This is a genomic window from Candidatus Thermoplasmatota archaeon (assembly GCA_022848865.1).
In the GTDB taxonomy this organism is placed as follows: Archaea; Thermoplasmatota; Thermoplasmata; order RBG-16-68-12; family JAGMCJ01; genus JAGMCJ01.
This window is the reverse complement of the sequence record JAJISE010000001.1, coordinates 80,455-106,203: the sequence shown is the minus strand read 5'-3', so window position 1 is coordinate 106,203 and position 25,749 is coordinate 80,455. Positions and strand designations below refer to the sequence as shown.

At 54.3% G+C, this 25,749-nt stretch carries 26 protein-coding genes; 13 read left to right on the top strand and 13 right to left on the bottom strand.

All coding sequences use genetic code 11. From position 1 onward, the window contains the following. Positions 1 to 303: 303 nt before the first annotated feature. A complete protein-coding gene (locus LN415_00545) occupies positions 304 to 600 on the bottom strand; it encodes a hypothetical protein (protein ID MCJ2555589.1) in 297 nt (98 codons plus the stop codon). 333 nt (positions 601 to 933) lie between these two features. Between LN415_00545 and LN415_00540 the strand changes: the two genes are divergently transcribed. Next, a complete protein-coding gene (locus tag LN415_00540) occupies positions 934 to 1,740 on the top strand; it encodes a hypothetical protein (protein ID MCJ2555588.1) in 807 nt (268 codons plus the stop codon). Here the strand turns inward: LN415_00540 and LN415_00535 are convergent. After that, complete coding sequence (locus tag LN415_00535; GenBank protein ID MCJ2555587.1) at positions 1,679 to 2,479, bottom strand: site-specific DNA-methyltransferase; 801 nt, start codon at positions 2,477 to 2,479, stop codon at positions 1,679 to 1,681. The genes LN415_00540 and LN415_00535 overlap by 62 nt on opposite strands. A gap of 33 nt (positions 2,480 to 2,512) precedes the next feature. After that, a complete protein-coding gene (locus LN415_00530) occupies positions 2,513 to 2,704 on the bottom strand; it encodes an HTH domain-containing protein (GenBank protein MCJ2555586.1) in 192 nt (63 codons plus the stop codon). 496 nt (positions 2,705 to 3,200) lie between these two features. Here LN415_00530 and LN415_00525 point away from each other — a divergent pair, with 496 nt between their 5' ends. From LN415_00525 to LN415_00515, 3 genes are all read left to right on the top strand, one after another. Beyond that, the gene (locus LN415_00525) at positions 3,201 to 4,718 is read left to right on the top strand and encodes a carboxypeptidase regulatory-like domain-containing protein (protein MCJ2555585.1); all 1,518 of its coding nucleotides are present in this window, start codon (positions 3,201 to 3,203) and stop codon (positions 4,716 to 4,718) included. Positions 4,719 to 5,292: 574 nt separating this feature from the next. Next, complete coding sequence (locus LN415_00520) at positions 5,293 to 5,433, top strand: hypothetical protein (protein MCJ2555584.1); 141 nt, start codon at positions 5,293 to 5,295, stop codon at positions 5,431 to 5,433. A 333-nt stretch (positions 5,434 to 5,766) separates the two neighbouring features. After that, positions 5,767 to 6,801, top strand: coding sequence for an ATP-binding protein (locus LN415_00515; GenBank protein MCJ2555583.1), 1,035 nt, complete (start codon positions 5,767 to 5,769; stop codon positions 6,799 to 6,801). Positions 6,802 to 6,954: 153 nt separating this feature from the next. On the opposite strand, the gene LN415_00510 is transcribed toward LN415_00515, so the two are convergent. From LN415_00510 to LN415_00500, 3 genes are all read right to left on the bottom strand, one after another. Next, positions 6,955 to 7,965 (bottom strand): type II glyceraldehyde-3-phosphate dehydrogenase, encoded by a 1,011-nt coding sequence (locus LN415_00510; GenBank protein MCJ2555582.1) that lies wholly within the window; start codon positions 7,963 to 7,965, stop codon positions 6,955 to 6,957. A gap of 416 nt (positions 7,966 to 8,381) precedes the next feature. After that, positions 8,382 to 9,341, bottom strand: coding sequence for an inosine/xanthosine triphosphatase (gene yjjX / locus LN415_00505; protein MCJ2555581.1), 960 nt, complete (start codon positions 9,339 to 9,341; stop codon positions 8,382 to 8,384). A gap of 8 nt (positions 9,342 to 9,349) precedes the next feature. Next, positions 9,350 to 9,553 carry a DUF2116 family Zn-ribbon domain-containing protein gene (locus LN415_00500; protein ID MCJ2555580.1) on the bottom strand — a complete coding sequence of 68 codons (204 nt, stop codon included), beginning with the start codon at positions 9,551 to 9,553 and terminating at the stop codon, positions 9,350 to 9,352. Positions 9,554 to 9,712: 159 nt separating this feature from the next. Here LN415_00500 and LN415_00495 point away from each other — a divergent pair, with 159 nt between their 5' ends. Continuing rightward, positions 9,713 to 9,940, top strand: coding sequence for a Gar1/Naf1 family protein (locus LN415_00495; protein MCJ2555579.1), 228 nt, complete (start codon positions 9,713 to 9,715; stop codon positions 9,938 to 9,940). A 12-nt stretch (positions 9,941 to 9,952) separates the two neighbouring features. After that, complete coding sequence (locus tag LN415_00490) at positions 9,953 to 10,894, top strand: transcription initiation factor IIB (GenBank protein ID MCJ2555578.1); 942 nt, start codon at positions 9,953 to 9,955, stop codon at positions 10,892 to 10,894. Here LN415_00490 and endA read toward each other — a convergent pair. Continuing rightward, positions 10,891 to 11,943, bottom strand: coding sequence for a tRNA-intron lyase (endA, locus tag LN415_00485; GenBank protein MCJ2555577.1), 1,053 nt, complete (start codon positions 11,941 to 11,943; stop codon positions 10,891 to 10,893). The two genes, LN415_00490 and endA, sit on opposite strands and share 4 nt — an antisense overlap. Positions 11,944 to 12,087: 144 nt before the next feature. Between endA and LN415_00480 the strand changes: the two genes are divergently transcribed. Both LN415_00480 and LN415_00475 read left to right on the top strand, forming a co-directional pair. Beyond that, on the top strand, positions 12,088 to 13,029 hold the full coding sequence (locus LN415_00480) for a transcriptional regulator (protein ID MCJ2555576.1): 942 nt from the start codon (positions 12,088 to 12,090) through the stop codon (positions 13,027 to 13,029). A 4-nt stretch (positions 13,030 to 13,033) separates the two neighbouring features. Then, positions 13,034 to 13,657, top strand: coding sequence for a hypothetical protein (locus LN415_00475; protein ID MCJ2555575.1), 624 nt, complete (start codon positions 13,034 to 13,036; stop codon positions 13,655 to 13,657). Here the strand turns inward: LN415_00475 and LN415_00470 are convergent. Beyond that, on the bottom strand, positions 13,643 to 17,497 hold the full coding sequence (locus LN415_00470; protein MCJ2555574.1) for a type IV pilin: 3,855 nt from the start codon (positions 17,495 to 17,497) through the stop codon (positions 13,643 to 13,645). The genes LN415_00475 and LN415_00470 overlap by 15 nt on opposite strands. A 128-nt stretch (positions 17,498 to 17,625) precedes the next feature. Here LN415_00470 and LN415_00465 point away from each other — a divergent pair, with 128 nt between their 5' ends. Next, positions 17,626 to 18,777, top strand: a complete 1,152-nt coding sequence (locus LN415_00465; GenBank protein ID MCJ2555573.1) for a hypothetical protein — start codon at positions 17,626 to 17,628, stop codon at positions 18,775 to 18,777. Here the strand turns inward: LN415_00465 and cobO are convergent. Beyond that, positions 18,774 to 19,304 (bottom strand): cob(I)yrinic acid a,c-diamide adenosyltransferase, encoded by a 531-nt coding sequence (gene cobO / locus LN415_00460; GenBank protein ID MCJ2555572.1) that lies wholly within the window; start codon positions 19,302 to 19,304, stop codon positions 18,774 to 18,776. The two genes, LN415_00465 and cobO, sit on opposite strands and share 4 nt — an antisense overlap. Before the next feature lie 45 nt (positions 19,305 to 19,349). Beyond that, positions 19,350 to 20,360 carry a GNAT family N-acetyltransferase gene (locus LN415_00455; GenBank protein MCJ2555571.1) on the bottom strand — a complete coding sequence of 337 codons (1,011 nt, stop codon included), beginning with the start codon at positions 20,358 to 20,360 and terminating at the stop codon, positions 19,350 to 19,352. A 57-nt stretch (positions 20,361 to 20,417) separates the two neighbouring features. Here LN415_00455 and LN415_00450 point away from each other — a divergent pair, with 57 nt between their 5' ends. After that, on the top strand, positions 20,418 to 20,672 hold the full coding sequence (locus LN415_00450) for a hypothetical protein (protein ID MCJ2555570.1): 255 nt from the start codon (positions 20,418 to 20,420) through the stop codon (positions 20,670 to 20,672). A gap of 26 nt (positions 20,673 to 20,698) precedes the next feature. Then, the gene (locus LN415_00445; protein ID MCJ2555569.1) at positions 20,699 to 20,992 is read left to right on the top strand and encodes a hypothetical protein; all 294 of its coding nucleotides are present in this window, start codon (positions 20,699 to 20,701) and stop codon (positions 20,990 to 20,992) included. A 107-nt stretch (positions 20,993 to 21,099) separates the two neighbouring features. Here LN415_00445 and LN415_00440 read toward each other — a convergent pair whose 3' ends face one another. After that, entirely contained in the window at positions 21,100 to 21,351 is a 252-nt protein-coding gene (locus LN415_00440; GenBank protein ID MCJ2555568.1) for a hypothetical protein, read from the bottom strand. Positions 21,352 to 21,685: 334 nt separating this feature from the next. On the opposite strand from LN415_00440, the gene LN415_00435 reads away from it, so the two are divergent. Beyond that, a complete protein-coding gene (locus tag LN415_00435; GenBank protein ID MCJ2555567.1) occupies positions 21,686 to 22,939 on the top strand; it encodes a CPBP family intramembrane metalloprotease in 1,254 nt (417 codons plus the stop codon). On the opposite strand, the gene LN415_00430 is transcribed toward LN415_00435, so the two are convergent. Together LN415_00430 and LN415_00425 are read right to left on the bottom strand one after the other, a co-directional pair. Then, positions 22,916 to 23,680, bottom strand: a complete 765-nt coding sequence (locus tag LN415_00430) for a sugar phosphate isomerase/epimerase (protein ID MCJ2555566.1) — start codon at positions 23,678 to 23,680, stop codon at positions 22,916 to 22,918. The genes LN415_00435 and LN415_00430 overlap by 24 nt on opposite strands. Continuing rightward, positions 23,677 to 24,072, bottom strand: coding sequence for a hypothetical protein (locus tag LN415_00425; GenBank protein MCJ2555565.1), 396 nt, complete (start codon positions 24,070 to 24,072; stop codon positions 23,677 to 23,679). The genes LN415_00430 and LN415_00425 overlap by 4 nt, the downstream gene beginning before the upstream one ends. A gap of 59 nt (positions 24,073 to 24,131) precedes the next feature. On the opposite strand from LN415_00425, the gene LN415_00420 reads away from it, so the two are divergent. Continuing rightward, positions 24,132 to 25,595, top strand: coding sequence for a DNA-directed DNA polymerase II small subunit (locus LN415_00420; GenBank protein MCJ2555564.1), 1,464 nt, complete (start codon positions 24,132 to 24,134; stop codon positions 25,593 to 25,595). The last annotated feature ends 154 nt before the right edge of the window (positions 25,596 to 25,749 follow it).

The following is a 25,749-nucleotide window of genomic DNA, read 5'->3' as shown; positions in this document are numbered from 1 at the left end:
TCGCCCGCAGTAGCCAACGCGAAGGCATCCCTTGGGGAGAGGGTAAGGGATGTTGTCGAGAAGAAGTCCGTAGGATCAGATAGCAAGATTGAAGAAACCGCGAATTGATTTTCAGCCAGCAAGAGAGGTACGGGCTCACGGGGATTCGGGCCCAAATGGGTTCGAAACGGGGCTTTTCGACTTGGTTCTCATTTTTCAGGCTTCGATCAGGATTAGATCTTCCCAACTCTGTGAAGTGCAACACAAACTGAATGGTCCTCAACAACGGGTAGTTCTCAGGAACTGCCTCACTTCGGGGGGGCTTCACAAGGAGTTTGGCACATATCTCATCCAGAAAACCACCGATGGTGCATACCCTCCACCCAACTCCTTTCCTTGGGCATCCTTGCTTGCATAGACGAGGAGAGCTATCTGATCTAGTCTTGACTGGCTCTTTGGAAATAGTCCAGGAATGAATCTCTTTCCAAGGCTGAACTTTCTCTCATACCGCATCTCTCTCTTGATCCAAGAAAGAGCGTCGTTAGAAGATTCAAACGTGGACAATCTCTCCTGACTCTGGGTTGAAAGCAACAATGTCCAATTCGCCTTCGTACCCGCCATGGGGACGTGGGCCCACTTTGACGTTACTCCGCACAGAGTATCCATTGTACTCATACCATTCATGAACCAGTTGCTCCAGGTGATTCCGAGGCATGGTCTACACTCCTTCCTTTCGCAGGAATCGACCTTCCTAACCTACTAGACATACTTGCTGGTTTCGGTTCAGAGATTCCGTGCCGTTAAGTGATACACTCCTTCGAAATGCTGGCTGACAGAAGTCGGACGGGGTCCCTTCCCGTTAGTTAGGATATTCCTCGGAATACTGGATGGCAGCTGTCGGACATTGACTCACTCACCAAAGGTTAATAGTCCACTGCCTCTTTGTCTGAAAAGATGGCAAAGAAAGAGGGTAAGAAACGGCGAATCATTACGGAGCTATTCACAAGACTGAAACCCGAAGATGAAAGACTCGATGTCATCAATTTCAACACGCCCCAAGTGAGGGAGATTTGTGTCAAGTATGCCTTTGTCAATCAGTTCGATGCGACGAAGTTTGACACCTATGAGAGGTTGCCCGAAGCCTTGAAAGATGAGGGCTATTTTATCATCCATCTCGGAAGGGGAAACCATGCCTTCGTCAGCGGTACCGGTTATCACTACTTGGAGGATGTGGACGAAGTCAAACCCTGGAAGTTGAGGGGTAGCATGTTGGACGAGATTGGAGCGAGTGAGGCTTCGGCATTCTCGACACTCTACAACGAGAGGATACTCCACGATTTCCTATGCGGACGGAGAGACGCTGACTTGCGTATCCACAATTCCAGACGCTCGAAGTTCTCATTTCACTTCAAGATAGGCAAGTACGATTTCTACCCAGACCAACTTCAATTGGAGATCGATGGATTTGTGGAGGGCAAAGACGTTATCGCTCCAATAGAAGTGAAGAGAGGGACAAGGACGAACTTCGAGATCAGACAGCTATTCACAGCGATGAAGTATTTCGAGAAGTTCCAGAGGGAGAAAGTCATCCCACCGAAGTTCAGCCTCAGATACATCTACGCTAACATGGTTAAGTCGAAGAAGCAGAGCTATGTAAGGCTTCATGAGTATAGGTTCAAGAACTCTCTGGACTTCAATTCTATTGAGTTTGTGAGAGCGGTTCAGTATAATATGTTAGGGGCTTCAACTCTCCCTCTCTGACCGCCGTCTCTACTCTCTTGATTCGCTTGAGAATGAGCTTGTGATACTTGGGGTCTATTTCGAAGGTCGTGTATTCCAGCCCAAGACGAGTTGCCACCAAGACTTCACTACCCGAGCCCCCGAACATCACCAGGACCTTGTCACCCTTTTTCATGGAGGCCTTGAATAGCAGTTCCGAAAGCTTCTGTGGGATTTGACATACGTGATTTGTCTTTTCCCTTGAGACATTCTTCACGAGGTTGTAATAGAGCCAAGAATACGGCATTCTTCCCTTAGATCCGTTGGCGATGTTCCTTCTTATGCGTTTGTCCGTGGGATTCTTGTACGGTTGAGCCACTTGATCCTTGAACCAGTTGTTGTCATTGGTCTTTCGACAGTGGAGAACTGACCTATGAGCTGTAGTGAATCTCTTCGGTGAATGCCCCACATTGGTGTTATAGACCCACACATATTCCTGCACATCGTGGTACAATTCGTCCAGAGTGCTTGCCCAAAGATAGGCATTGTTCCTTGGGTAGTTCACCACAAAGAAATTACCGGTGGGTTTGAGTAGCCTGTGGGCTTCCCTTGACCACTCAGAGCACCATTCGATGTATTCCTCAAAAGATCTCTTGTACCTCTTGCCATTGTAGTTCACTCCCACATTGTAGTCTGGATCTGCATAGACGCAGTCGAAGGTCTCTTTGTCCAGTCTCTCCATGCCTTCCAGGGCATCGCCCAAAATCACTTCGCCGGCCAACTAAGACACCGTCCCCGTCATTTCCACTGGAACTCAGTTCCCGTCCTCTTTGTAGTAGAGCATCTTGGTAGCTCCTTTCTTCTCGGCCTCTATCTTTCCCTGAGCTTCCAATCTGATTACCCGATCCTTGATAGTCGCTCTATTCAACTTGAGTTCCCTCGCCAGCTCTTCGATATAGGTTCCCCTTGGACTATTGCGAATTGCCTCCAGAATCTTCTTTTCCACTTCATCATCCCCGAAAGCAGACTTGTCTGATACCAAGATATGCTAAGCATGGATTATCAGACTATATGCTTTGCTGAGCTTTATATCATACCTGCTATTAGACACTTTCCATCACATATGCTCAGAAAATAATCATATCATCCTATTTGCATATCCCTCTCGGGATGGGAAACGGTTTGAGAGGACCGTCCCAATGCACTCTAGCGAAGGAGAGTCAGGAAATGCACACAGAGGCAGACAGACTGCTCTCTGGCAGTGGTTCTCTTTTGACAGCTTCCGCTCATCCCAAAGTGAAAGTGGCTCAGAATCCACGAGAAAGCCTCCAAGAGCCTACCTTCAGACGAGAAGTGATTTCCTTCGATATGAACAGCGACGTTACGATGGCAAACTGTTCCCTCTGAAATGGCTCCCGAGAAGTGATTCTGAAATGCCTTCTGGGAAACACTTTTATCGGCGCAACGGATTCAACACTCAGCCATTCGGGGGAAACGGCGGAATGGAGGAGAATCTCAGGAGGACTAAGGTCTACATCATAACAGCAATCATGCTTGCAGGCATGCTCCCAATATTGCTCGCAGCATCACAAACCGTCGCGTGGTCCAATGGCGGATACAGCGCCGACCCCTCGAATCCTGATTACGGCACACACGACTGGATAGCTGAGCATGCTTTGGACTGGCTTCCGAGCAATGAGAAGCAATACATCCTTAGCAACCTCCAAGACTATCTCTACGGTACTGAGCTACCGGACAACGGTGGAGCGCCCGACGGCATCGGTGACTCTTTCAACCACCATGTCTACTACTATTCGTCCGGTAATCTGCAGGATGGTATTTCTGCAACAAGAGCCCAGCAAGCATACGAGGATGTCATCGACCATCTCAATAGTGGGAACGATGCCCTGGCAGCCAAATACGCAGGTGTTATGAGCCACTACATAGTCGACCTAGCTGTTTTCGGGCACGTTATGGGCTCGAGCACTGATTGGGGTGCGGAGACGCACCATAGCGATTATGAGAACTACGTTAGAGATCGGACGACGAGCTATATGTCGAGCATGTTCGATCCCTATCTTGCTTTCGATGGGGCTCTTTTTTCGATAGATGCTTACGATGCCGCACTTGATGTTGCCTATAGTACAACATTCGGGGATGGTGCCGATATCAAAAGCTGCACTTGGATGGACAGTAGTTATGACTGGTTAGATCCTGCGTTCAAAGACAGTGCGGGTGCATCTTTGAATAGAGCTGCTAACACGTTAGCAGATGTCTTGCATACAATTGCTGTTGCTGCTCCGTCGGGCGATGTCACGCCACCATCGATTCTTTCCACGACACCAGCAAGCTCCGATTCAAATGTGCAAATCACCCAAGATGTCGTTGTTAGGTTCAGCGAGGCGATGGATACTACAAGCTTCGACTTCACAATCGACCCATATGTCGGAGGTTGGACGTGGACATGGAATGCTGGAGACACCAAGATAACAGGGACGCGCGATGACTTTGCATTCTCCATCACATACACATTCACTGTGTCAGGAGCCGACGATGTGAACGGCAATCCATTGGCAACTACTCCTTATGCATGGACCTGGACGACGGAAGCCGAACTAACGACAACAGGCACGATAGCAGGGACGGTTCAGGACAAGGAAGGGAATCCGTTGGAAGGCGCAGTCGTCCAACTGAAGGATGTGGGCACTGGCAACATAGTGGATGCTGAGACCGCCGATCCAAATGGTGTTTTTGAGTTTTTCGATGTTCCTTTCGGCAGCTACACGGTGCTTGTATCCAGAGAGGGATATGTGGGCCATGAGACAATGATATTCTCTGTATCGGAAGGCACACCGACGATTGATATTGGAGAGATAGTGCTCGAAAGAGGTCCTCTGCCGAAGGAGGGTTCTCAAGATTGGATGTGGATCGCAGTAGGTCTTCCAGTTGGGATTGTCGTGGTGATGCTTGCACTGCTGATTGTGAATAGAAGGAAAGGGCCAGATGAAGCGGGACCCTGAGGACCTTCCGGAAAGCTCGAAGTGGGAAACCTCTCCTGGGTAGCAGACTCCGCCACCATCTGCACAATCATTCCCAAGATCAGAAACCTGTACGCATTTCCATATGACACCAAATGCTGTATTCATTCCTCATCCCTAGCGACCGTAAGACGACTTTGTGATACAGCTACGCAGTACGATGATCCCTTCTTCAGGGGAAGTATTCTTCTATGCTCGTTTGTGAGAGGTATGGGTTGGAGGTCCTCCCTGAGTTCGTGTTGAGCCTTGTCCAAAGCTACAGGTAGGTTCTGCACTGGGTGTGGGGCCATACTCGATATTCAGACTGCGGCAGCACTGCAGGACGAAATGGAGAGCCTGGATGGAAAGCTCTCAACGATACTCCAAGATGAAGATGTTCAGAGACTTCTGGTCAAGAAGATGATAGAGCTCGGAGTCAAATAAGAAAACTATCGGAAGGCGCTCAATCTCCGTCTGTGTAACGACCCACAACATCAGCGACATTGACAACCGACTGGTCGAGAAGCTCCAGTATTTCACCTACCTGCCCGCAGCTCGCAGGCCCCGATGGTCCAGAGTGTATCAGCCAACCATCGACGCCCTCAACGTAGGAGAGGGGATCATTGAAGGCAGTGGACGATTCCAGCCGTTCACCTACGGGGAGATTCCCTTTCCAGATTACAGCCTCCTGGTCCGGTACAACGGACACGCTGGATAGTCGTCGTCGCACGTCGTGGGACACATAGATAAGGAACCAATGCCATATCTCTGACAATGGCGAGAAGAACATACGATATTGACTTGAAATACACTCCAGAAGACCTATTCAGAATCGTGAACCAGCGAGCCGAAGAGAATGGATGGTCACTGTCTGGCAACGCTCGGAGGGGGAATTTCTCTCATCCAACTGGTCTTCTATCAGGGACTTATGAAGTCCGTGAGAACACCGTGCACGTGACAATTGACTGTAGTATTCCTGTTTGGAAAAGGATAGAAAGGGAGCTATCCGATTTCTTTGGGTAGATGGAAGTTCTATGTGGAGGGACATGACATGGTTAAGACGCTGGATGATCTTGAGGAGCTAGTTCGTGATGCCGAGAGTTCTCACGTGGAACTCAAGAGGGAGATTTCGGATGAGGTGATTAGGGGATTGTCGACGGACATAGCCGCCTTGGCCAATCACGAAGGAGGTCACATTGTCTTCGGTTTTACCGATGAGAAGAATCCTATTGGATGCCAGATAGATGAGAGAGACCCTAGCAGAATCTCTCAGCAGGCAGGGAACTGCCGCCCACCTGTTGCTATCAACAGCAAGCGGATTTCATGGGGAAACAAGGAGTTCCTTGTTCTCGAAGTACCGGAGGGCACCGTGCCACACTGCGATGACAAGTTCCGGTTCCCCATACGTATCGGTGATAAGACAGACTACCTTGATAGCGCTGGTGTAATCATGCGTCTGAGAATGAAGGGATTGCTCCATGGAGAAAGGCCAGAAATAACGCCGGCACAGAGAGAGCCTCCAAGGAAGCAAATCCCGGATTCAGAAGCCTCTTTGATTGTGAAGATGCTCAAGAGCGAGAATCCGTCGCTTCGTCTTGAGGCGTTGATGGACCTCGAGTCCATGGTGCACACGTACATCATATTCGAGCACGAGGAAATCCCGGAACTGGTGAGGAAAACGTTGGACTCCAAATCCGAGAAGGAAATCGAGGGCGCTCTTGAATTCCTCCGTATTCTTGGTTACAGAGGGAGAACCATTGAGAAGAATGTGGTGTCTCGATGGATGGAGAAGATCAGGGAAATCGGGAAGTCGATGCCTTCGCGCCAGATTGCGAAGAGGGCGTTCAACGTCCTCGTAGGCGCAGGACATCCAGACGCCGTGGAACTCCTTGTCTTCTGGGTTCTTGAGAGTGACCATGAAACATATCTAGCTCTTCAGCCGCATGCTTCGCTGGGCAACGTCAAGTACTATGGGCTTGACGGAAAGATACGAGAAGCGATGTATTCACTCTTGCAGTCTGGTGTAGAGGATGATATCGCAGATCGTATCTCGGAAATCCTCGAAGCCGTACGGCGCTCCAACTGACCTCGAAACTCGCGGTGCTCGGCTTCGCCTCTACCCTCAAAATCGGTGGCGCTCCGTTCTCGCTACCCCCATTTTCGCGGCGCTTCCCTGCGGGGCTTCTGTCAAGTTTCTGACAATGTAAGGTTTTGAACCTCACCATCTGGCTCATCGAATCTAGCACTCTATGCCCAATGCGAGGTCCGTCTTCTTCATGCTCTTCATGTTGTCCTTCTCGATTTCCATCATGGCCCTGATCGCGTCCACGTTCTCGGGCACGACATCGGACTCCTGATGGATCGCCTGGTAGTAGTAGAGCGAATCGCCCACCACATGGGTGCCGTCCCGCCACACGGCTATCTCGTACAGGTCCGCCCTGTTCCTGCACATGTCCTTGGCCATCTCCATGATCTGGGCCGTGGATTTGATTCCCTCCTCCCCCTCAACGAAGAGGATCCTCGGGGAGTTCTCCCACACTTTGAGGACATCATCTCTGCTGACCTCCCGCTTCAGCCTGACCATGAGGGAATGGAGATGCATTATGGTCGTCGGGACCTTCACCGCGGTCGTCTGGATGTTCAGGTAGGGCATGACCGTCTGCACATCGGGACCGTGGTGTGACGGAACCTTGAGCACGGGCTCCACCGCATTTATGGGGCCCCTCTTCGTATCCCAGGGATCTGCTCCCCGCCTGATCATCACGGCCATGACATACTCCACTCCGAACTCCTTGTGAAGGGGGTACAGCGTCCTTATGAGTCCGGTCGTGTTGCATGAAACGACTCTGACGTAGTCGGCGCCGAGCGCCTCGTCGTAGTTCGCCTGGGCGTTGAACGAAAGCCCGGTCAACTCGTGCTTCTCGCCTCCCTGCCATATGGCCTTCACGCCCGCCTTCTCGTAGGTCTCCTTGTATCCCATGTTCTTGGGGGTCCCGTCCACGACTATGTCAGCCTGTTCGAGCAGGTCGTCAAGGGTCCCCTGGACCTCAATTCCCTTGTCCTTGAAGCGTCCTACAGATTCCTCGGATGCTGCGTAGAACGGGTATCCCCGCAAGATTGCCATCTTCGCCTCGTAGGTCGGTCTGGTCTTCGTTACACCGATCACTTCCATATCATCCTGCGAAGCTACCGCGTCGGCTATCCTCTTACCTATCGTCCCATAGCCATTGATCGCCACTTTGACGCTCAATATAACCCCCGCTCCGCAATCGATGGAAAGAGTATAAAGGTTTGCGAAGGACTGCCCTGAACGGTCAAGTTCTTCCTCTCCACTTCCATATTCTCCCCATACTCTTCCCATAGCTCTTCTATACCTTTCGCAGGAGATGACCATAGGATGCTCAGGGGATGCTCAGGAGATACTCATACCGATTGCATACAAATTCCATACAAATCCCATATGAATCCTATACAGTTTCCATAGGGATCCTATACGAATCCTATACGCGAGCCATAGGAATCCTATGCTCTGCTGCGTCGATTCCTTCAGTAGTCCGTCGGAGTGCTTGAGCAGGGCAGTAACTCCCGCCCGCATGTTTGCCTCGGAAGGAGAACGCTCCCTCGCGAAGGGCAGAGAGAATAGAAGTCGGAGATTCCGAGGATCGCTCAGACTGGGAAGTAGAGGTCTCTGCGGATTCGCGGGATCATCGCCATCAGAACTGCGGACTCAGTGAGACTCGATCGGGAAATGAGATTACCGGACAGGAACCCAACAGCACCTTTGCTCTCCTCCGTTCGGACACCTTCCACACCCGACAGGGCCTCCGCGAGATCGCTTCCCGCCCGAATCTTCTCCGCAACTTCGGCAGGCAGCGTGAATCCCGCACTGTGCCCCAATGTTACCTCTCCAAGCTTGTCCACGACCGCGCAGAACTGGACGCAGAGATGCGAACCCGCCTCCTCGTTCCAGACGACTCCCGATTCTATCCCGACGCCGAAATCCGCATCCCCGAGGCTTGCCTGGGCGCGGTTCACGGCGCCCCGGATAGCCTCCTCGTCAACGGGCTGCTTGGGTACATCGGAGGACACGGGAACACCATGAACCTCCACCTTGCCGAAGAGCTTCAGGAAGACATCCCTGACCGCCCATATCTTCGTCCTGTTCTTCGACCCGACGTTGACGATTAGCGGCCGAACCATCTTGCCGCCCTCGTCCATCTCTCCGAGCCTTATCCTGCTCGAGGACACGGGAGCGCAGTCGTCGGCAAGGACCATGCCTATCTCGACGATCTTCAGGGGGCTGAGTCCAGACTTCATCCTCTCCGCATTGAGCTCCTCTGCGGTCCCCTTCGTCTCCTTCGAGACCACTATCGCGTCGATCGGCTCTGTCTTCGCCGGTCCGAACCTGTCATCGATGCTCACGATCTCGAAGTTGGAGTGTCCGCTGGCCGCGAGGTAGTTGTTGAGCGCTGCCTTTCTTGCATCGTATGGGGACACCGAGGAGCTCTTCTCAGACCGCGCCATCTCGTCCGAGGTGAGGCCTATGACAACCTCGTCGCCGATCTCGAACGCCTCCGCGAGCAGAGCCTTGTGTCCCTTGTGAATCCTGTCGAAGGTCCCGCCCAGGCAGACCTTCAGAAGGGCAACCCCCAGCTCAGGAGGAGAATGAGTATGAGTACGACGATGCTGCTCACATACAGCAAGAGGAGCTGGTTCTTCTTCTTCCTCAACATCCTCTTGTGATCGCTCTCGCAGTCCTCCGAACAGAAGACGTCCTTCGCGGGAGTTGCCAGCCCGCATTGCCTGCAGTGCTTGTGCTGAACCAGTCTTTCGACCATCGCCCGCTCAATCATCAAACCATATTAAAAGGATTGTCTTGGGTCGAGAGAGCTTACAGGTCCGCAGTCCGTCTTCTACCAATAAAGATTTGCGAAAGCCTTAAATACAGTACTGGGTATTGCAACGAGACCAGTCAGGTTTCTCACGTTGGAGAGTAGATGAAACGTTTGGGAATTGTGGTGGACGTCTCATATCGAGGAACGCTGGTAACACGTGCCGAAGCCGCTCCGAGCCTGGGAGATAAGGTATTCACCGGTGATGGACAGCAGATCGGTCGGGTCGAAAGGGTGTTCGGCCCAGTCTCCCGCCCCTACGTTACCGTGAAACCGACATCGGGAAAACGGAGACTATTGGGAGTGATTGGTAAGGAACTGCACCTAGAATAATGGGGGCGTGACATGCCAAAGAAAAAGAAGAAAGTCGAGACAACGGTTGAAGTCACAAGGTGTCCAGAGTGTGGGAGCTCTCATATCACAAGGGACTACAAGAAGGGAGAGCTCGTCTGTGAGGAATGCGGTCTTGTTCTTGACGATCAGATGATAGACCAAGGACCTGAGTGGCGGGCATTTGACGTCGAACAAGGCGAGAAGCGCGCCCGGACAGGCGCTCCCATGACGTACACGATGCACGACAAGGGACTCTCAACCACCATCGGGTGGAAGAACAAGGACTCGTATGGTAAGAGCATACCAACCAGGAACAGAGCTCAGCTGTACAGGCTGAGGAAGTGGCAGAGGAGGATACGGGTCTCAAACGCCACGGAGAGGAACCTCGCGTTCGCCCTGAGCGAGCTCGACCGCATGGCAAGCGGGATGGGACTCCCCAGAAACGTGCGGGAGACCGCCGCGATGATATACAGGAAGGCTGTGCATAAGAACCTGATTCGCGGGAGGAGCATTGAGGGCGTGGTGGCGGCCTCTCTGTACGCGGCGTGCCGGCAGTGCAACGTCCCTAGGACGCTCGACGAGATCGCTGGGTCATCGAGAGTGGGAAGGAAGGAGATCGGAAGGACATACCGCTTCATGACGCGTCAGCTCAAGCTGAAGCTCTTGCCGACCAAGCCTCAGGACTACGTCTCGAGGTTCTGCAGCGAGTTGAGACTGAGCGGTGAGGTCCAGTCGAAGGCGATCGAGATCCTGAAGGACGCATCGGACAGAGAGCTTACGTCTGGCCGGGGACCCACAGGTGTCGCGGCGGCGGCCATCTACATATCATCGATACTGGCCAACGAGAGAAGGACGCAGAGAGAGGTCGCGGACGTCGCGGGCGTGACAGAAGTCACCATCAGGAACAGATACAAGGAGCTGACCGACAAGCTGGGTATCGAGATCGAGCTCTAGGGTCTGATCCTGTACAGTCGGATGTAGTCGATTTCCCTTCCGACCCGACCGAACAGGATGTCCTTTTTGACCCCGTGAGCCAACCTAACGGCTCTGCTCACCTCTGGCCACATGCCCTTGTAGCTCGCCGGGAACGAATGGACCAAGTACTTCGCGTGGCCGGTAGCCGGATCCCCCTTGTATGCACGGAAGTGCGAGCCGTACTTGAACCCCGTCTTGACGACGATCCCCCTCCCCTTCAGGTCCTCGTAGACCCTGAGCCTCATTCGGAAATCCGCCTGCACATTCACAGCTTCCTTGAGGAACGTGGTCCCGGAGATCCTTCTCCCCGTTCTGCCGTTCACGACCCCGATGTCGCCCCTCTTCAACAGGAACGCTGTCTCGATGAGCGAGAGTTGGAGCCTGCTTCCGATCAGTCGTCCAAAGAACTCGCTCTCGTGGATTCTCCTGGCATCCTCGGGGTCCAGTATCATCACCCTGTCGCCGAAGAAGATCGCTTCAGCGGGGTGTTTGGCTTTCCTTCTCTTCCCTCGCCCCTTCGGACTGACTTGGGAGACCTTGTAGTATGTCAGGTCGCCCTCCTCGTCCACCACCGCCGCGAGTAGCGATTTCCGGGCCGCCACGGCCCTGTCCACCAGTCCGATCAACCCCTTAAGATCGAATACCGCTCTCTCGGAGAGCGCGATGACCCAGTATTTCGAGGCCGCAGTCGGAGGTCCTCCTCCTCTCGGATAGACGCGGAAATCCAGAGGGCCAACGCCTGACTTGACAACATATCCTCTCTTCCTCATATCTCTGTAAACAAGGTATCTGATTTCGAAATTCCCCTCCCTCTTGTGACCGAGGCGGATGAGGGTGTTGGCGTTCACGTTCTTCCCGTCCATCTCCACCTCTAGCCTTCCACTCTCAACCAGGTAGAGCCCCTCGATCAGGTCCATCCTTAGGGAACCTCCGGACTGGGGCTTGCCGAAATAACCTTTGCTATATATCTGGCTGGCCTCCGACTCGTCAAGGATTTCTATCTCCCCGTCCTTGAGAACGGCGCTCATCCTGGTCTCGATAGTGTCAGTCCTCTATAAACCTTCCCGGAACGCCACGGCCGATGTCGCGTGAACTGGCAGGGTCCAAAGAGAAGAAGACCGACCCCAGGCAGCTGATTATCTTTATATAGAAGAGTCCACGTTATTGAAATTGTGAACCGCCAGCAGATAATCGATACATCTCGGGAAATCCTAGCGAAGACTGGATTCTATCTGTCCCAGAGACTGGACACAAGGAGGATTAGTTTCGATTTCGTCGCCAGGCGGGACGACACGCTGCTGGTCACGAAAGTGCTTCTGAACATCGATTCGCTGGGCAGGAAGCGCTCGCAGGAGCTGAAGATGATTGCATCTTGCCTCGAGGGGACGCCTCTCATACTGGCGGGGAAGAGCGGGGCTGGAAAACTGGAGGACGGGGCGATATACTCCCGGTTCGGGATCCCGATCCTTTCTCTTGGAACCTTCACGGACATCTTCGTCGAGGGCGTGCCACCGTTCATGTTCTCCGCACCGGGCGGCCTGTACGTGAAGCTCGACGGGACGATCATACGCCGTGCAAGGGAGAAGAAGAGCATCTCCTTGGGAGCACTGGCGGAGATCGCGGGCGTGTCCAGGCGGACGATCCAGATGTACGAGGACGGGATGGGCGCCACCGTAGATGTCGCCTTGAGGCTCGAGGAGTTCCTGGGGGAGCCTATCGTCCAGGCCGTGGACCCCTTCCACCTGAAACCGGATGCCGATGAGATCATGACGTCGTGGAATCAGCTCGACCAGTTCGAGAGGGATGTCTTCGGTCATCTGTCCATGCTTGGGTACAGCATCGTGCCGACCATCAGATGCCCGTTCGATGCCGTGACAAGGGACAGGAAGGTGATTCTGCTCACGGGTCTGGAAAGGAGACAATCGGATCTCTCGACCAAGGCGAAGATTGTAGCGAACATCTCCAGCGTTGTCGAGAAGGACTCTGTGATTTTCGTCAGGCAGCTCACTGTGAAGCGGAACATAGAAGGGACGCCGATCATCCTCGAGAAGGAGCTCAAGAAGGTCAAGGACAGGGAAGGGATGCTGGACCTGATTTTGGAAAGGAAGAAGTGATTCGATGGATTCCATTGGGAGGGGCGGCTCCAGGATTTTCGTGTTACCCGTGATCAGGGGCCTCGTCAGCGAGGCGGAGGAGGTCGAGCGGGCGATTGAAGAGACCAAACCGGACGCACTGGGCATCTGCATCTCAAAGGAGGAGCTCAGGACGCTGGGCACCCTGGGGAATCAAGAGGCAGAGCCGTCAAGCGCTCACGAGGAGGCCTACATGAAGGGATTGCAGAAGTTCGGAGACGTGAGGAAGCCCCCACCCTGCTACTCCGAGTGTATCGCGGTTGCGAGACGCCTGCGGGTCCCGTGCATGGCCGTGGACATGAATGAACACCTGTACACCGAGGCGTACTGCAATTTTGTCTCCGTCGTCGACGTGATGAAGCAGACCAGGGATTCTCGCGCACTCGTTGGGAAGAAGTTCAAGGCCCAGTCACCGGGGGACTTCGTGCTGGAGTTCGACGCGTACGTCAACAGGCATAATGGTTTTGAGCGGCTTGAACAGGAAAGGGAGCGATATATCGCTCTGAGACTGTCGAAGATGGCGGGCAAATGGTCAAGGGTCCTTTCCCTGATTGAGGTGGAAAGGGCGGATGGCGTCCTCAAGCACCTGGAGCGACTAGTCCCTCTCTAGCTCGATCGTCACTCCTCGGTCAACGTCGCCGATGTCCAGATCGTAGATGGGTGAATTGCGGCTATCCACGATCTCTGTCTTCCAGCCAGGACGCTCATTCTTGTACCAGACGATCTTCCCTGTATCTGTTCCTATCACGATATCGTCCCAGTAATCACCATTGACATCTCCGGCCCTCAGGGCCGTGACGTCACCATCGGTGTCCGCAATCTTTTCCCTATCCCATGAGGTTTGTGGAAGGGCATTCTCGAACCAGTAGACTTTGTTGTCGTCCGTTCCCGCGACGACATCGAGGGCGTCGTCGCCATCAATATAGGCAAGATCCACTTGTAGAACTGAGCCAGTTGCCGCAAGCACGTCCACCAAACCCAGGTCACCCAGGCCATCATTGTACCTCACATAGATGTTCCCACTGGAAGTCGCCGCAGCAACGTCATTATCACCATCACCGTCCACATCACCGACGGCGATACTATTCACGGTGCTACCGAGGTCGATGGAGTAGAGTGGGGTTGTCGAGACATAGTATCTCCTGATGAACATATGGTCCACATACACAGTGTCGTTGTTGAGTCTACCGTTCGTGCCGTCGGTGTCGATAACTTTTATGTATGCGTTTCCTGCGACCGTTGTGGGAAGCGTGGCCCCAGTATAGTCGTTAGGATCCGATGTGCGTACTATGGTCACCATGTCCGTCCAGGGACCTCCTTGGTTCTGGGAGTACTGGAACGTGAAGTGGTCATTCTCAGCGTTGTCATCGTGATAGGCCTCTAAGAAGAACTTGTATGCGTGCCCATTGGCCTGGATGGAATCGGTTCTCCAGATGTGGTCCAGAGTGCTCGTCGTTCCGTTTGCCGTAAAGACCTTCACACCCATGTAGTCGATGGATAGCCAACTCAGTGCCTCATCAAGGGAAGTGATGTCTTTCTCGCTGTGATCATCATCCCATATCCAGATGATGAGCGGTCCGCCAGTGAACCCTGCAGCCTTCAGATTGAATTCATCTGTCCCTATTGTCGTCCTTGAGATATCTGAGATGTAAGTCGGGTTCGCTGTCCAATCGTTGGACCAGCCCATATTGAATGGCTCGTTGGTTGTTCCGTTGCTTATGTAGCTGTTGATGTAGAGCTTAATGAGATCCCCATTCGGCACATCTCCAAACAGGAAGGCGTGCCCATGCGTTGCTAGATTGCCAGTCCAATTGCGAATGAGGTAACGATACTTCCCATTGAGTTTGAGTGGGTATGAATTCTTCTCTCTGAGGACCTCGTAGGACCCATCCTCGGTCTTTGTGTTGGTGTAGTCCCCGCTCTTTGGGTCTTCGTACTGGGCATCGACCTCTCCCTGTGCAGTGTATGTGCTGACGTTATACGCGATTCCGCTTACTTCAGTTATGGACTCATAGTCGTCATCGGACATTTTGGTTTTCTCGAAGCCAAGTGGTGATGGCACGACGGTTCCATTGCCTCCAATGTCCGCCTCTGCGAAGTATTCCAGTGTCGTGATCGTCCCGAAGACGCCATCGCTGTTCTCATAGACACGAAGATCGTTCCCAGTCGCGACGACCAAGTCATCGTCATCGTCATCATCCATGTCTGCCATCACCAACTCGTGAATCTCCAAACCCGTATCCACGATGAGTGTCGGCGTCCATTGGTTGTCGCTCGCATACCACCAGATATGACCGTCCTCTGTTCCAGCGACGATATCGAGGAGACCGTCCTTGTCGACATGGCCGACATCGACAGCTGTGACTGGCATCCCCAGGTTGTCGACTTCTCTTTGTTGCCAGAAGTGACCATTCCCGCCTTGGTTCCTGTACATGAACAATCTGCCCACTTCGAGACCCGTGACAACATCCAAGTCGGTATCATCATCGAGGTCTCCGAAGACGATGGAGAGGAAAGCACCGCCTCCCCACGGTGGGTCCCTCTGGTTTGGAGGACCGTTGTAGGACTCAATCCAGTAATCTTCCCATCTGAAGACAAGGTTCTCGAGGAACACAGCGTAAACCCTGTCGTCATGGGTCGGGTGGTCGTAACCCTCGATTGAATGGGCAATGTCCAAGTACCATCGGGGTCCCCTGATCGTCACAAGACGACTGAGCGAGACCTTGTATTCCTCATTGATGTCCTTGAGATACAGAACCCTCAACGTGTAGGCATTCTCTCCGAAGAGCCATGGATCGAAATTCGGCTTGGTCAGGTCTATGTTGAACTTATAACTCACGGAGTTGTTCACCGAGGCGGCACTAACGGGAGGATTGCCTGGCTTGGCCCAGATTTGGATACCAGCCCCGAAGTCCTGTATCTTGACGTTCCCGAACTCGAACGAGCCGTCAGTATCCTGGACGACAACCTTGACGTACATAATGTCTGTGTAGTTGAACGTATCAGAGGGTTGCTCGTGGTTGGCATCAAGGAAGGTCTGGACCATCGGATAGTCCGGGAAATTGCCGTCCTCATCTGTGACCGTGATGAAGTCCATGACCTCGAAGAGATTGTCGGGTGGAGGATAGTAGCTGGATCTCAGTTTTATCCTTAGAGAGTAGTGGCCGTAATCCAGCAGTCCGTCGCTGAAGCCGTGACCCTCGCTCGAGGTGTTCCACCTGCACTCCCAGACGTAGAACTTGCCCACGTAGTCAACGAGTTCGAACGCCTCTGTTGAGGACGGAATAGAATTCGGACCCAGCGATCCCCCGCCATAGACTACGGGCTGTGGTCCAAGACCAGACTCTGCCTTGAACAGCCAAAACTTGTTGTCCAGATTCGTGTCAGGAAGGAAATGGCTGGCGATGACTATGACGATCCTCTCACCCTTCACGAACGTCCGTGACGCGTTGCCTACCCATCTCAACTTATCCCACTCTGTCTCGTTGAATATCTGATAGTGCTGGAGGCCGCTTCCAGGAAGCAGTTCAGGGCCAAACCTCGGTGTGGTGATATTGTAATCCGGCGGTGGCGTTGGGATGTAGATCGTCGTCGTCTCTCGAAGCTTGAGGATTAGCCTGGCGGTCGTGTTGTGACCAGCATCATCCTCGGCCGTGATAATCACCAGCGAGCCGTCCATGGATTCGTCCGCTTCGAACGCCGTATAGTTCGCAGTCCAGATGCCATCATCTGCCAGAGCATCTCCCATGGAGCCGTTGTCGTACATCTTGAAGGCGCCGTAGTCAGCGTAGAGCACGGTCACGTTGGCGTAAACAGGGTTGCCCGAATCGAAATCCCCGTCATTGTCCACTATCTGGACGTAGATCGCGAACGACTCGTTCCCTCTCAGATCCTCCCTCGCAATCGTATCCAGATTGCCGTCATACCACTTCTGGACGAAGAGCGGGGGATGCTCGCCCGCGGCTCCCAAGAGCAAAGAGCTCCAGATCACCTCGCCCTTTATGGATTCGACCACACCGACCTCGACCCTGTCATCAGGCTGAATCGTGTGGTTCAGAATGCTCCAGACCTCGCCGATGAACCAGTCACCATCCTCTCTCAGTCCGTATGGGTCCCCAGAGTTGGGTCCGTACGAGATCGTTCCCTGGGTCTCAAGTATCTCGAACTCATTGTTCACTCGAATGTAAACCTGCGTTCTCCAGCCATACAGATTCTCCCCGCCCTGGTGGGTGATGTTTATTATCGCCCCGTCCCACACACCAGTATCATAAATCGGGTCCAGTGCTCCTTCCATCTGGAGCTTCGTTGAAGCCTCTGGCGTTGGGATAGAGTACACCCATATGAATATGGTCGAGAAGATGACCACTGTGATGAGCAATATCAATATCGTTCCAACGACCTCGGCCACGCCATTATTGTCTCTGGAGAAACGCTTCCTATAGAGTGACATCCTTCGTCCTCCTGTGGTTCTGAAAGAAGAGCCTGAGTTTATATAAGCCTTGTGTGGTAGTTACCATGGTTTGCACCACGCGAGTGCGCTACCGTCATGGTTAAATAACCACTGCCTGATGATATCGCGTGGCGAGTCTAACTGTCAACGACAGGATGCTGGTTCACCTTTTTGACTACAGGAATGTCCAGAACGACCTCCCGCCCGACATCACGCAGGCCGGGATCGCGACCTCCGTTGGCATCCGAAGGAGCCACATCCCGCGATCCATGAAGACGCTCATGGAGGAGGGGGCGATCGAGGAGAGGAGGGAGCGCGTCCATGGGGCCGGAAGGCGTCTCAAGATGTACTTCCTGACCGAGAAGGGATACAGGCGGGCCGCCAACATCAGGAAGCAGATTGGAAGGAGAAAGATCACGGTCCGCTCCAGCTCGGGCGAGACCGAGCTCCCGGTCTCGGAGGCGTCCGGGCTCTACGAGATGAGTTACACTGAGATCCTCAAGAACCTGGGTCCAGAGGATGTCCTTGACACTATCCAGATGCCGCCCAAGCCCGCGACTGGGAAGAGGGAGCTCGTGAACAGACAGGCGGAGCTCCTTCACATGCGGGAGTGGTTGGCGGGCAAGGCGCCCGTTCTGGCCTTGTACGGACACGTCGGTTATGGGAAGTCATCCCTCGTCAGGACCTTGCTGGATGGGGCCGAGGGCTGGCGAGTGTTCTGGAAGGACCTTTCCGAGGACGACGATGCCACGGACGTGCTCAAGCCGCTCGTGCACTTCGCGACTGGGAAACGTGGCAGCAGCGTGAGAAAGCTGCTCGAAGAGGGAAACTTCGATGGCACGATGACCGCGCTCGGAGAAGAACTCCGCGACTCCGGTTCCCTACTCGTCTTTGACAACTACAGCATCGTGGGCGAGGATCTCGTGGATGCATTCAATGCCCTCGCGCATCTGCTATCCGGGATCGAGAAGGCGAAGATGATCGTGGTCGCGCAGGAGGCGACCCCCGCCTACTGCCGCTTCTACGACAGGAAGATGACCGAGGGCGGAGTCGTCGATGAGATGCATCTCAAGGGCCTCAGCCAGGAGGGCTCCAAGCTCGTGTTGGGAAACCCGAGAATCGAGGACGAGGCGATGCGGCGGATATACCTCCTGACAAAGGGGAATCCGCTTTTCCTGACCCTAATGCGGGAAGGGAATGCCGAGGAGCTCAAGAAGAGGTCTAGGTTCACAACGCCAGAGATCCAACTCTTGATGTTCTCCAAGACGGTGGAAGGCTAGTAGTCCACTCCGACCCGCGAATGCATTCCCCGCGTGAATGGATGCTTGACCTCCTTTACCTCGCTGACCAGATCCGCTAGGTCGATTATTTCCTGCCTGGCGTATCTTCCCGTAAGAACGACCTCGACATCCTTCGGTTTCATCTCTAGGAGATCCACGACCTCGCCGACGTCGATCAGGTTCCATTCTATGGCGACGTTGATCTCGTCGAGGATGACCAGATCGTATTCCCCGCTCAGAACGACCTCCTTTGATTTCGCGAGCGCCTCTCTTGCCAGCTCGATGTCCTCCTCGGCGGGATTGTCCTTGTCCACGAAATCCGGTCTCCCGAACTGCTCAATCGTAAGACCCTCAATCTTCTCGGCGACCTTCAGCTCCCCGTAATCTATCCTTCCCTTCATGAACTGGACCATATAGGCTCTCAGACCGTGGCCGCATGCCCTCATCGCCAGACCGAGGGCCGCAGTTGTCTTGCCCTTCCCCGTCCCAGTGTAGACCTGTATCAACCCGAGGTCACTCACGTGCATCCAATCCGTGTGTCTCTATTTAACCTGTTTCGTTCGTCCCGGACACTATCTCGACGGGAATATGGGGTCCAGCTCCTCCAGCTTACGATCAGGGCTCATCGCCAACACGTCGGAGTACCCGGAAAAGCCCCTGGCCTTGGTCATGAACTTCTCCTCTTCTCCCCCCCGCACGTATTGGATGAAGGCGATCCTGCACTCATCCCTCAACCTCCTCCTCGCGAAGTTGATCAGATCGGTGGCGGCCATCTCTTCTCCTTGGGAAAAGGATATGGCACCGACGTCAATCATCTTGAGCAGGGAGCCTTCTTCTATTCCCAGTCGAAGGAGCGAGCTCAGAAATCTCATGCTCAAAGGTAGCTTCGTGATGACCATCTTGGTCGTTAGCCATTGCCTCACAGCCCTGACCGTTGCGACGACTCTCCCGTCCCTTTCCGCGACGCAAACCACACCGAGCCTCGTCCCCTTGACTCTGCAACGGCTCGTCAGCCACTTCCGTGTGTCCTTCGGCCTGAAGTTGTGGCTCTTGTAGAACGACGAGAACAGAGTGGCCATATCGTCGAAATCCTCCTCGGTGGCCTCTCTCAGCGACGCATCAGAGAACCTCCTCCTCCCTTTCGAGATGATGACCCTGAATCCATGCCCGCCAACTCTGTCGAAGCCGCATTTTTCGAACGTCCTGGAAGAGGCCAAGTTCTTTCCCATGATGACCGCCCAGAATATGTCCGCCCTCTCTTCCCTGCCCTTCTCAACGGCGCGATCTATCAAGGCACGCCCAATCCCTCTTCTTCGGTACTCGGGGTGTACGCGCAGGCTGGAGACATAGTCGCAGGCCTTGGGCTCGCCATTCACGTAGAGTTCGTCGATGGAACTGAAGACAACGCCTACGATCTTGCCGTTCACCTCCGCTATGTATGGAAAGAACCCTTTCGCATCTGGCTCGTGGATGTACTTCGGCCTCCTGTCCACGTAGTACGAAATCAGACCCTCCTCAGGAGCCACCCTGTCGAGTTGGATGAGCTCGTCGTTGTCCTCTGGCTCGGGGGGCCTTATTATCACTTGCCTCGAAGCGAAAATGTCATGGCTATTTAAGAACTAATGCCCCCGAGATGATAGATGAATCCGATGAAAGAAAGCGGGTGCACGAGAATAGGCTCAGGCATGGAATCCGCGAATCCCGTTGTCCTCAGGAACATGAAGAAGCGAATCACCGTGGAGAAAGCGTCGCAAGCGGTTCGCCTGGCGAAGGAGGTGGGTCTCGTTGCCCCACAGACCAGAGTTGGCGAGCCGCATTTTGTCCGAGACGTTCAACTACTACGCGAATCCAGACAAGTGGACCTGACGGAAACTGCGAGTCTTTTTATATCCTGAGCCTAATCATGACCCAGTGATTCATCATGTATGTCATCTTCAGCATCGACAAGGAAAAAACGGGAAAGATGAACGAGGCTCTGAAGGACGATCTAGTAAGCAGGCAGAGCATTGTGATTAGGGAAGCGAAGGTGCTCGGGGAGGACATGGAGGGAACGCTCCTGCTTGTCGAGGGCACCGAAGAAGCTATAGGGAGGGCCAAGGAGATTTTCGAGGAACTCGGGAAGGCACTGCAGGACGACGAGGCGGAATCGGCCTACGACAAGTTCAAGGCGGAAGAGGACACAGTCGCCAACGGGGTCGGCTTCCTTTTCGGATAACTGGTGATCTGGATTTCTTCGGCACACGGGCCGATCCTCATTCTACGGACTCGTTATCAAGAATGATAGCAGATTCTCAGGCGGCGTCTCGCCTCCCGAAAAGGCCACTACAGCGTCCTTATCTTCTCAGCCACGAATTCCCTTATCTCGGGATCGTCCGGAATGGTGAGGGATTTCTTGAATCTCGCCGTTCCGTCGTCAAGGTAGTACCCTCTCGAAAGGGAGATGAACTCGTTCTCCTCTCCCTCCTCTGTCGTCGCCTTCTTTCGGGCGACCTCGAGGAAATTGCTTTTTCCAAAACCGATCTTCTCAGAGTCTAGCGTTTCGAAATGCACCTTCGATCTCCTTTGGTTCTCCATCGTTTTTCCTCCGGTGTTCGTGCGATGGCTGCGACCTCCGCACAACTGTTCCCTTGGCCTTCTGGCTTGGAGGTTCAGGGCGAAACACACGAAAGCATTGGGGGTATTTAAGTTGATGTGCCAAACCCTCACCGTATCCCTTAAATAGACAGATTCTCGTAGCACGGATGTGAACTGTCCCAGATGTGGAGCAGGAATCCCACTGCGGTTCTGTCCTCGGTGCGGTCTTGACGTCGGCGCGGAACCTGCGCCCCGAGGACCCATTGCGTGTCTCTTCTGCGGTCAGTCCTTCTCCGGGAGTTTCTGTCCATATTGCGGGGCAGGGGCGCCTCAGATGGCTCCTGCCGTCATGCAGTGCATCTACTGCGGGACTCCCTTCCAAGGGAACTACTGCCCCGTCTGCGATCGAGCGCCCACCTACTATCCGTCGTATCGGGAAGTGTCCATTCACGAGTCCATGATGAGGACGATTCACATCCTCGGGTCCTTCGTCTGGATTGGGGTCATGATCGTGTTCCTCGTTCTTCTTGTCGTCATCTCTGGATACTTGTTCTGGGGGATGAGCGAGGTCATTCCCGGCATAACGGGTCAGGAGTGCACAGAGTGCGGTGTCGTAATCTACGTGTTGGCTCCGATCCCCATCGGCCTATTCAGTTTCAGCGATCCCGGCTGGTTCCTCCTCTACTATCTCGGCTTGGTGGTCGCCGTCGTCGTTTCCATATCGCTGGCCGTTGGTCTTGACGGCAAGAAGCTCATTTCTGACATGGTCTCCTCGGTGAGGGACGGGAGGCTCAGGCTGTCCACTAACACCTCCTGGGCGATGATCGCTCAGCTGTTTTGCACCTACCTATTCTTCAGTACAGCATACCTCCTCTTCTTGTGGATGCTCGGAGTGGAGACGGCCTCACCCTCGACTCAAAGCTATCCACAATGGTTCCTGCTGTTCGAGCTGCTGAACGCGTCCGTATACGAGGAGATTGCCACCCGCCTGGTCTTCCTTGGCGTCCCCTTGTTCCTAATCGCGCTGGGATCCGGTGTCCGTGGCAGACCGCTTCTCAAGGAGCTCTTTGGCGGGAGCGGGAGGATGAAGTCATACACCTGGGGTTTGATAATCGCCTCTGCGACGATATTCGGAATCGCCCACATCCCTTCCTGGGATGTATACAAGCTGGCTCCAACCCTGTTCGCAGGCCTCATCCTCGGGTATGTGTATGTGAAGAAGGGCATCTGGGCCTCCATTCTCTTTCACTTCGTCGTGGACTACTTCGCTGCTTCCGTGCTCGTCGCAATTGCAAGCGGCAACACGGGCATGGAGGTGTTCCTTGGCTTGGTGCTCATCGTCTTCCTAATCGCTGGCTTTCTCTTCTTCATCTACTACTCCAAGAAGGCCCTGGACGCTCTGGGGGCGTTCTTCCGCTTACAGAAGCCTGTTCCAGTTCCCGCCGGAGGCGTCCAGATGGCAGGGGAAGTGCCGCTGCAGACAGCGGGACCGCAGCAGTTCGGCTTTGTGTGCTCCCAGTGCGGCTTCCAAGAGGCCAGATACTTCGAGGGGAGGTTCCAGTGCCTAAGGTGCGGCTATCTGCAATGACTCGATGAACCGCTTTCCCGCCAAACCCTCCTCCACGCTTCTCGACTCCACCACGAAGTCGCCTCTATAGTCCCGCAGCATACCGAACACCATCTCGAAGTCTATCTCTCCCTCGCCCAGCGGAAGGTGCTCGTCGAACTTCCCTATATTGTCATGCACGTGTACGGTACCGAACCTCTCCCAGTGCTCAAGGAATGCAGACAGATTGCCCGTCGTATTCGCATGCCCCACGTCGAGGCAGAGCTCGAAAGAAGTTCCTTCGATGAGTTCGAGCATCTCTTCGGGCTCCGAGAAGAGTGTGATGAACAGACGCGGCATGTTCTCGATGCACTTGACCACATCCGTCCCATCCGTTCTTCGCTCAATCTCCTCCACCGAGTCCCGGACCGCCTCTTCGGCGAGCCTCCTCCTGCCGAACGTTATGGGCGAGAGGAATCCCGGATGCATCGTCACTCTCCCTATCCCAAGACGATGCGCTATCTCCACCACCTCGACCAGCTGATTGATCGCTTCCCTCTTGATCCCCGGGTTGAGGGTGCCTATATTGATGTCGCTGAGGGGGGCGTGCACCGTGAACTTCATGGGATGGCTGGATACGATCTCTTCCAGATCGCCCTCGATCGCAGGGAGGAGGTGCCTCCCCTCCGCCACTATCTCCCAACCGTCGAACTTCCCTTCCACCATCCGCAGGGCTTCCTCAAGGGGAAGCAGGGATAGCGGGGGACAACTTATCGAGATCACTCGTTGACATCTCCTATCCTGGGTGCTATGGAATCTATGAGGGCTTCGATGTTGTCGTCAGTGATCTTCACTTCGATGTCTCCCAGCGGGGAGCCTGACCCAAAGCTCACCTTGCCGATGAACGCGACCTGCTTGTTGAGGGCGAAGGAGACCTCGTTGTCCGAGCAGGAGGAGAGGAAGACCCCCCTTGCCGCGGACCTGATCCTCTGGTTCTTGAGAAGGTCACCTAACCTCTCCGTAGAGGATCCTGTCCCGACGAGGTACACCGCCTCCTTCTTGATATCCAGGTCCGGAAAGACATTCTTCATCGCCCGCTCGACCTTCCGCGCGTTCTCTGTCGGATTACAGGGAGTCCTCACGTCAATCCTCATCGCCCGGAAGAACGCGAACATCGAGATAAGAGTTGCGCGGTGGAAACATATTTAGATTTGTAAGGACAATAAGCCGTGGAATGCGGAGCAAGCTTTTGAGCCTACTTCTCGACAAGGGAACCCTGCTTGAGCCCGAGGCTGCCAGCTATATCCTGGAGAAGGAGGACCCGATATCCTATGTCGAGGACCTGTTCACTCGTTTCCAGGACAAGCCCTTCATGATTACGATGGAAGAGATCGCCAAGGCGGAGGGCATCGCCATCCTTGCGGCAGACAAGGTAAAGAGGAAACCAATGGCGGCATCGAAACCTCCGAGACCGAGGACCCGCGACGTGGGATCTTCCGCCAAGGACTGTGAGAGCGACATCCGCATTCTGAAGGACATCACGGGAGAATCGACATGCCAGGGCTCGATAGATGACTTCCACTGCCATTTCAAGAACAGGTTTCACCAGCTCTCTGAGATGCTCAAGCAAAGGAGAGAGCTGAGGGGATGCGAGGACATCTCGAAGGCAAAGCGGCTGATGAGGGAGATCAGTTTTGTCTGCATGGTTCGCAAGGTGAACAGGACCCGCTCGGGCCATCTCATCCTTGATGTGGAGGACGAGACAGACACCGTGTCGGTTCTGATACCCCCCGAGATGCACTCGGATAACTTCATCGCGGACGAGGTCCTCGGGATCATGGGAAAGACAGGCAAGAACGATTTGATGATCGCTAAGAGGGTGTTCAGGCCCGACGTGCCGCCAGGCAAGCGGTTCAACGAGGCCGACGTTCCCGTGTCCGTGGCCTTCCTCGGTGACATCCATGTGGGAAGCAAGACATTCCTTCCCGACCGCTGGGCGAAGCTCGTGGAGTGGCTTGGGAACTCGGACGACCTGGCGAGAAGGGTGAAGTATGTCGTCGTTCCGGGCGACGCGGTCGACGGAATAGGGATCTATCCCGGCCAGGACAAGGACCTTGAGATCGATGACATATACGGGCAGTACGAGAGCCTTGCGGGCCTTCTCTCCCAGCTTCCCGATCACGTGGAGATAATCCTCCAACCCGGGAACCACGACGCCGTCCGACCCGCAGAGCCTCAGCCAGCTCTTCCCTCCGATGTGAGGAAGGTCTTTCAGGACAACGTGACCTTCGTCGGAAACCCGTGCCTGCTCAGCCTTCATGGCGTCGAGATTCTGTCCTATCACGGCAGGAGCCTCGATGACTTCGTCGGAGCTTTCCCCGAGGTCTCGTACGAGAAACCGCTGACGGGGATGAGGGAGATGCTCATCCGGCGTCACCTCGCACCCATATACGGCGGGAAGACCCCGATTGCCCCCGAGAGAGAGGACTATCTGGCGATCGCCAGGGTTCCTGACGTCTTTGCCACGGGACACGTCCACTGGGCGGGTATCGAGGAATACAAGGGAGTTGTGATGATCAACTGCTCGACCTGGCAGTCACAGACGGCATTTCAGAGGATGCACAACATGAACCCCATTGTCTGCCGCGTTCCGATAGTCAATCTCGAGAGCGGCGCGTACACGATGCTAGAGTTCTAGGCCGTGTTGTCCCGAAATCCCCAACAACGGAAGAGCAAGGACGGGCTCGTCCTCACCAAGGGAGCGCAGACCTGGAAGCACATCGACCTGGCGCACTCACGCACATCAACCTAGCAGTCTTTCCCCCGCTTGCGCATGTGATACCTCACACTCT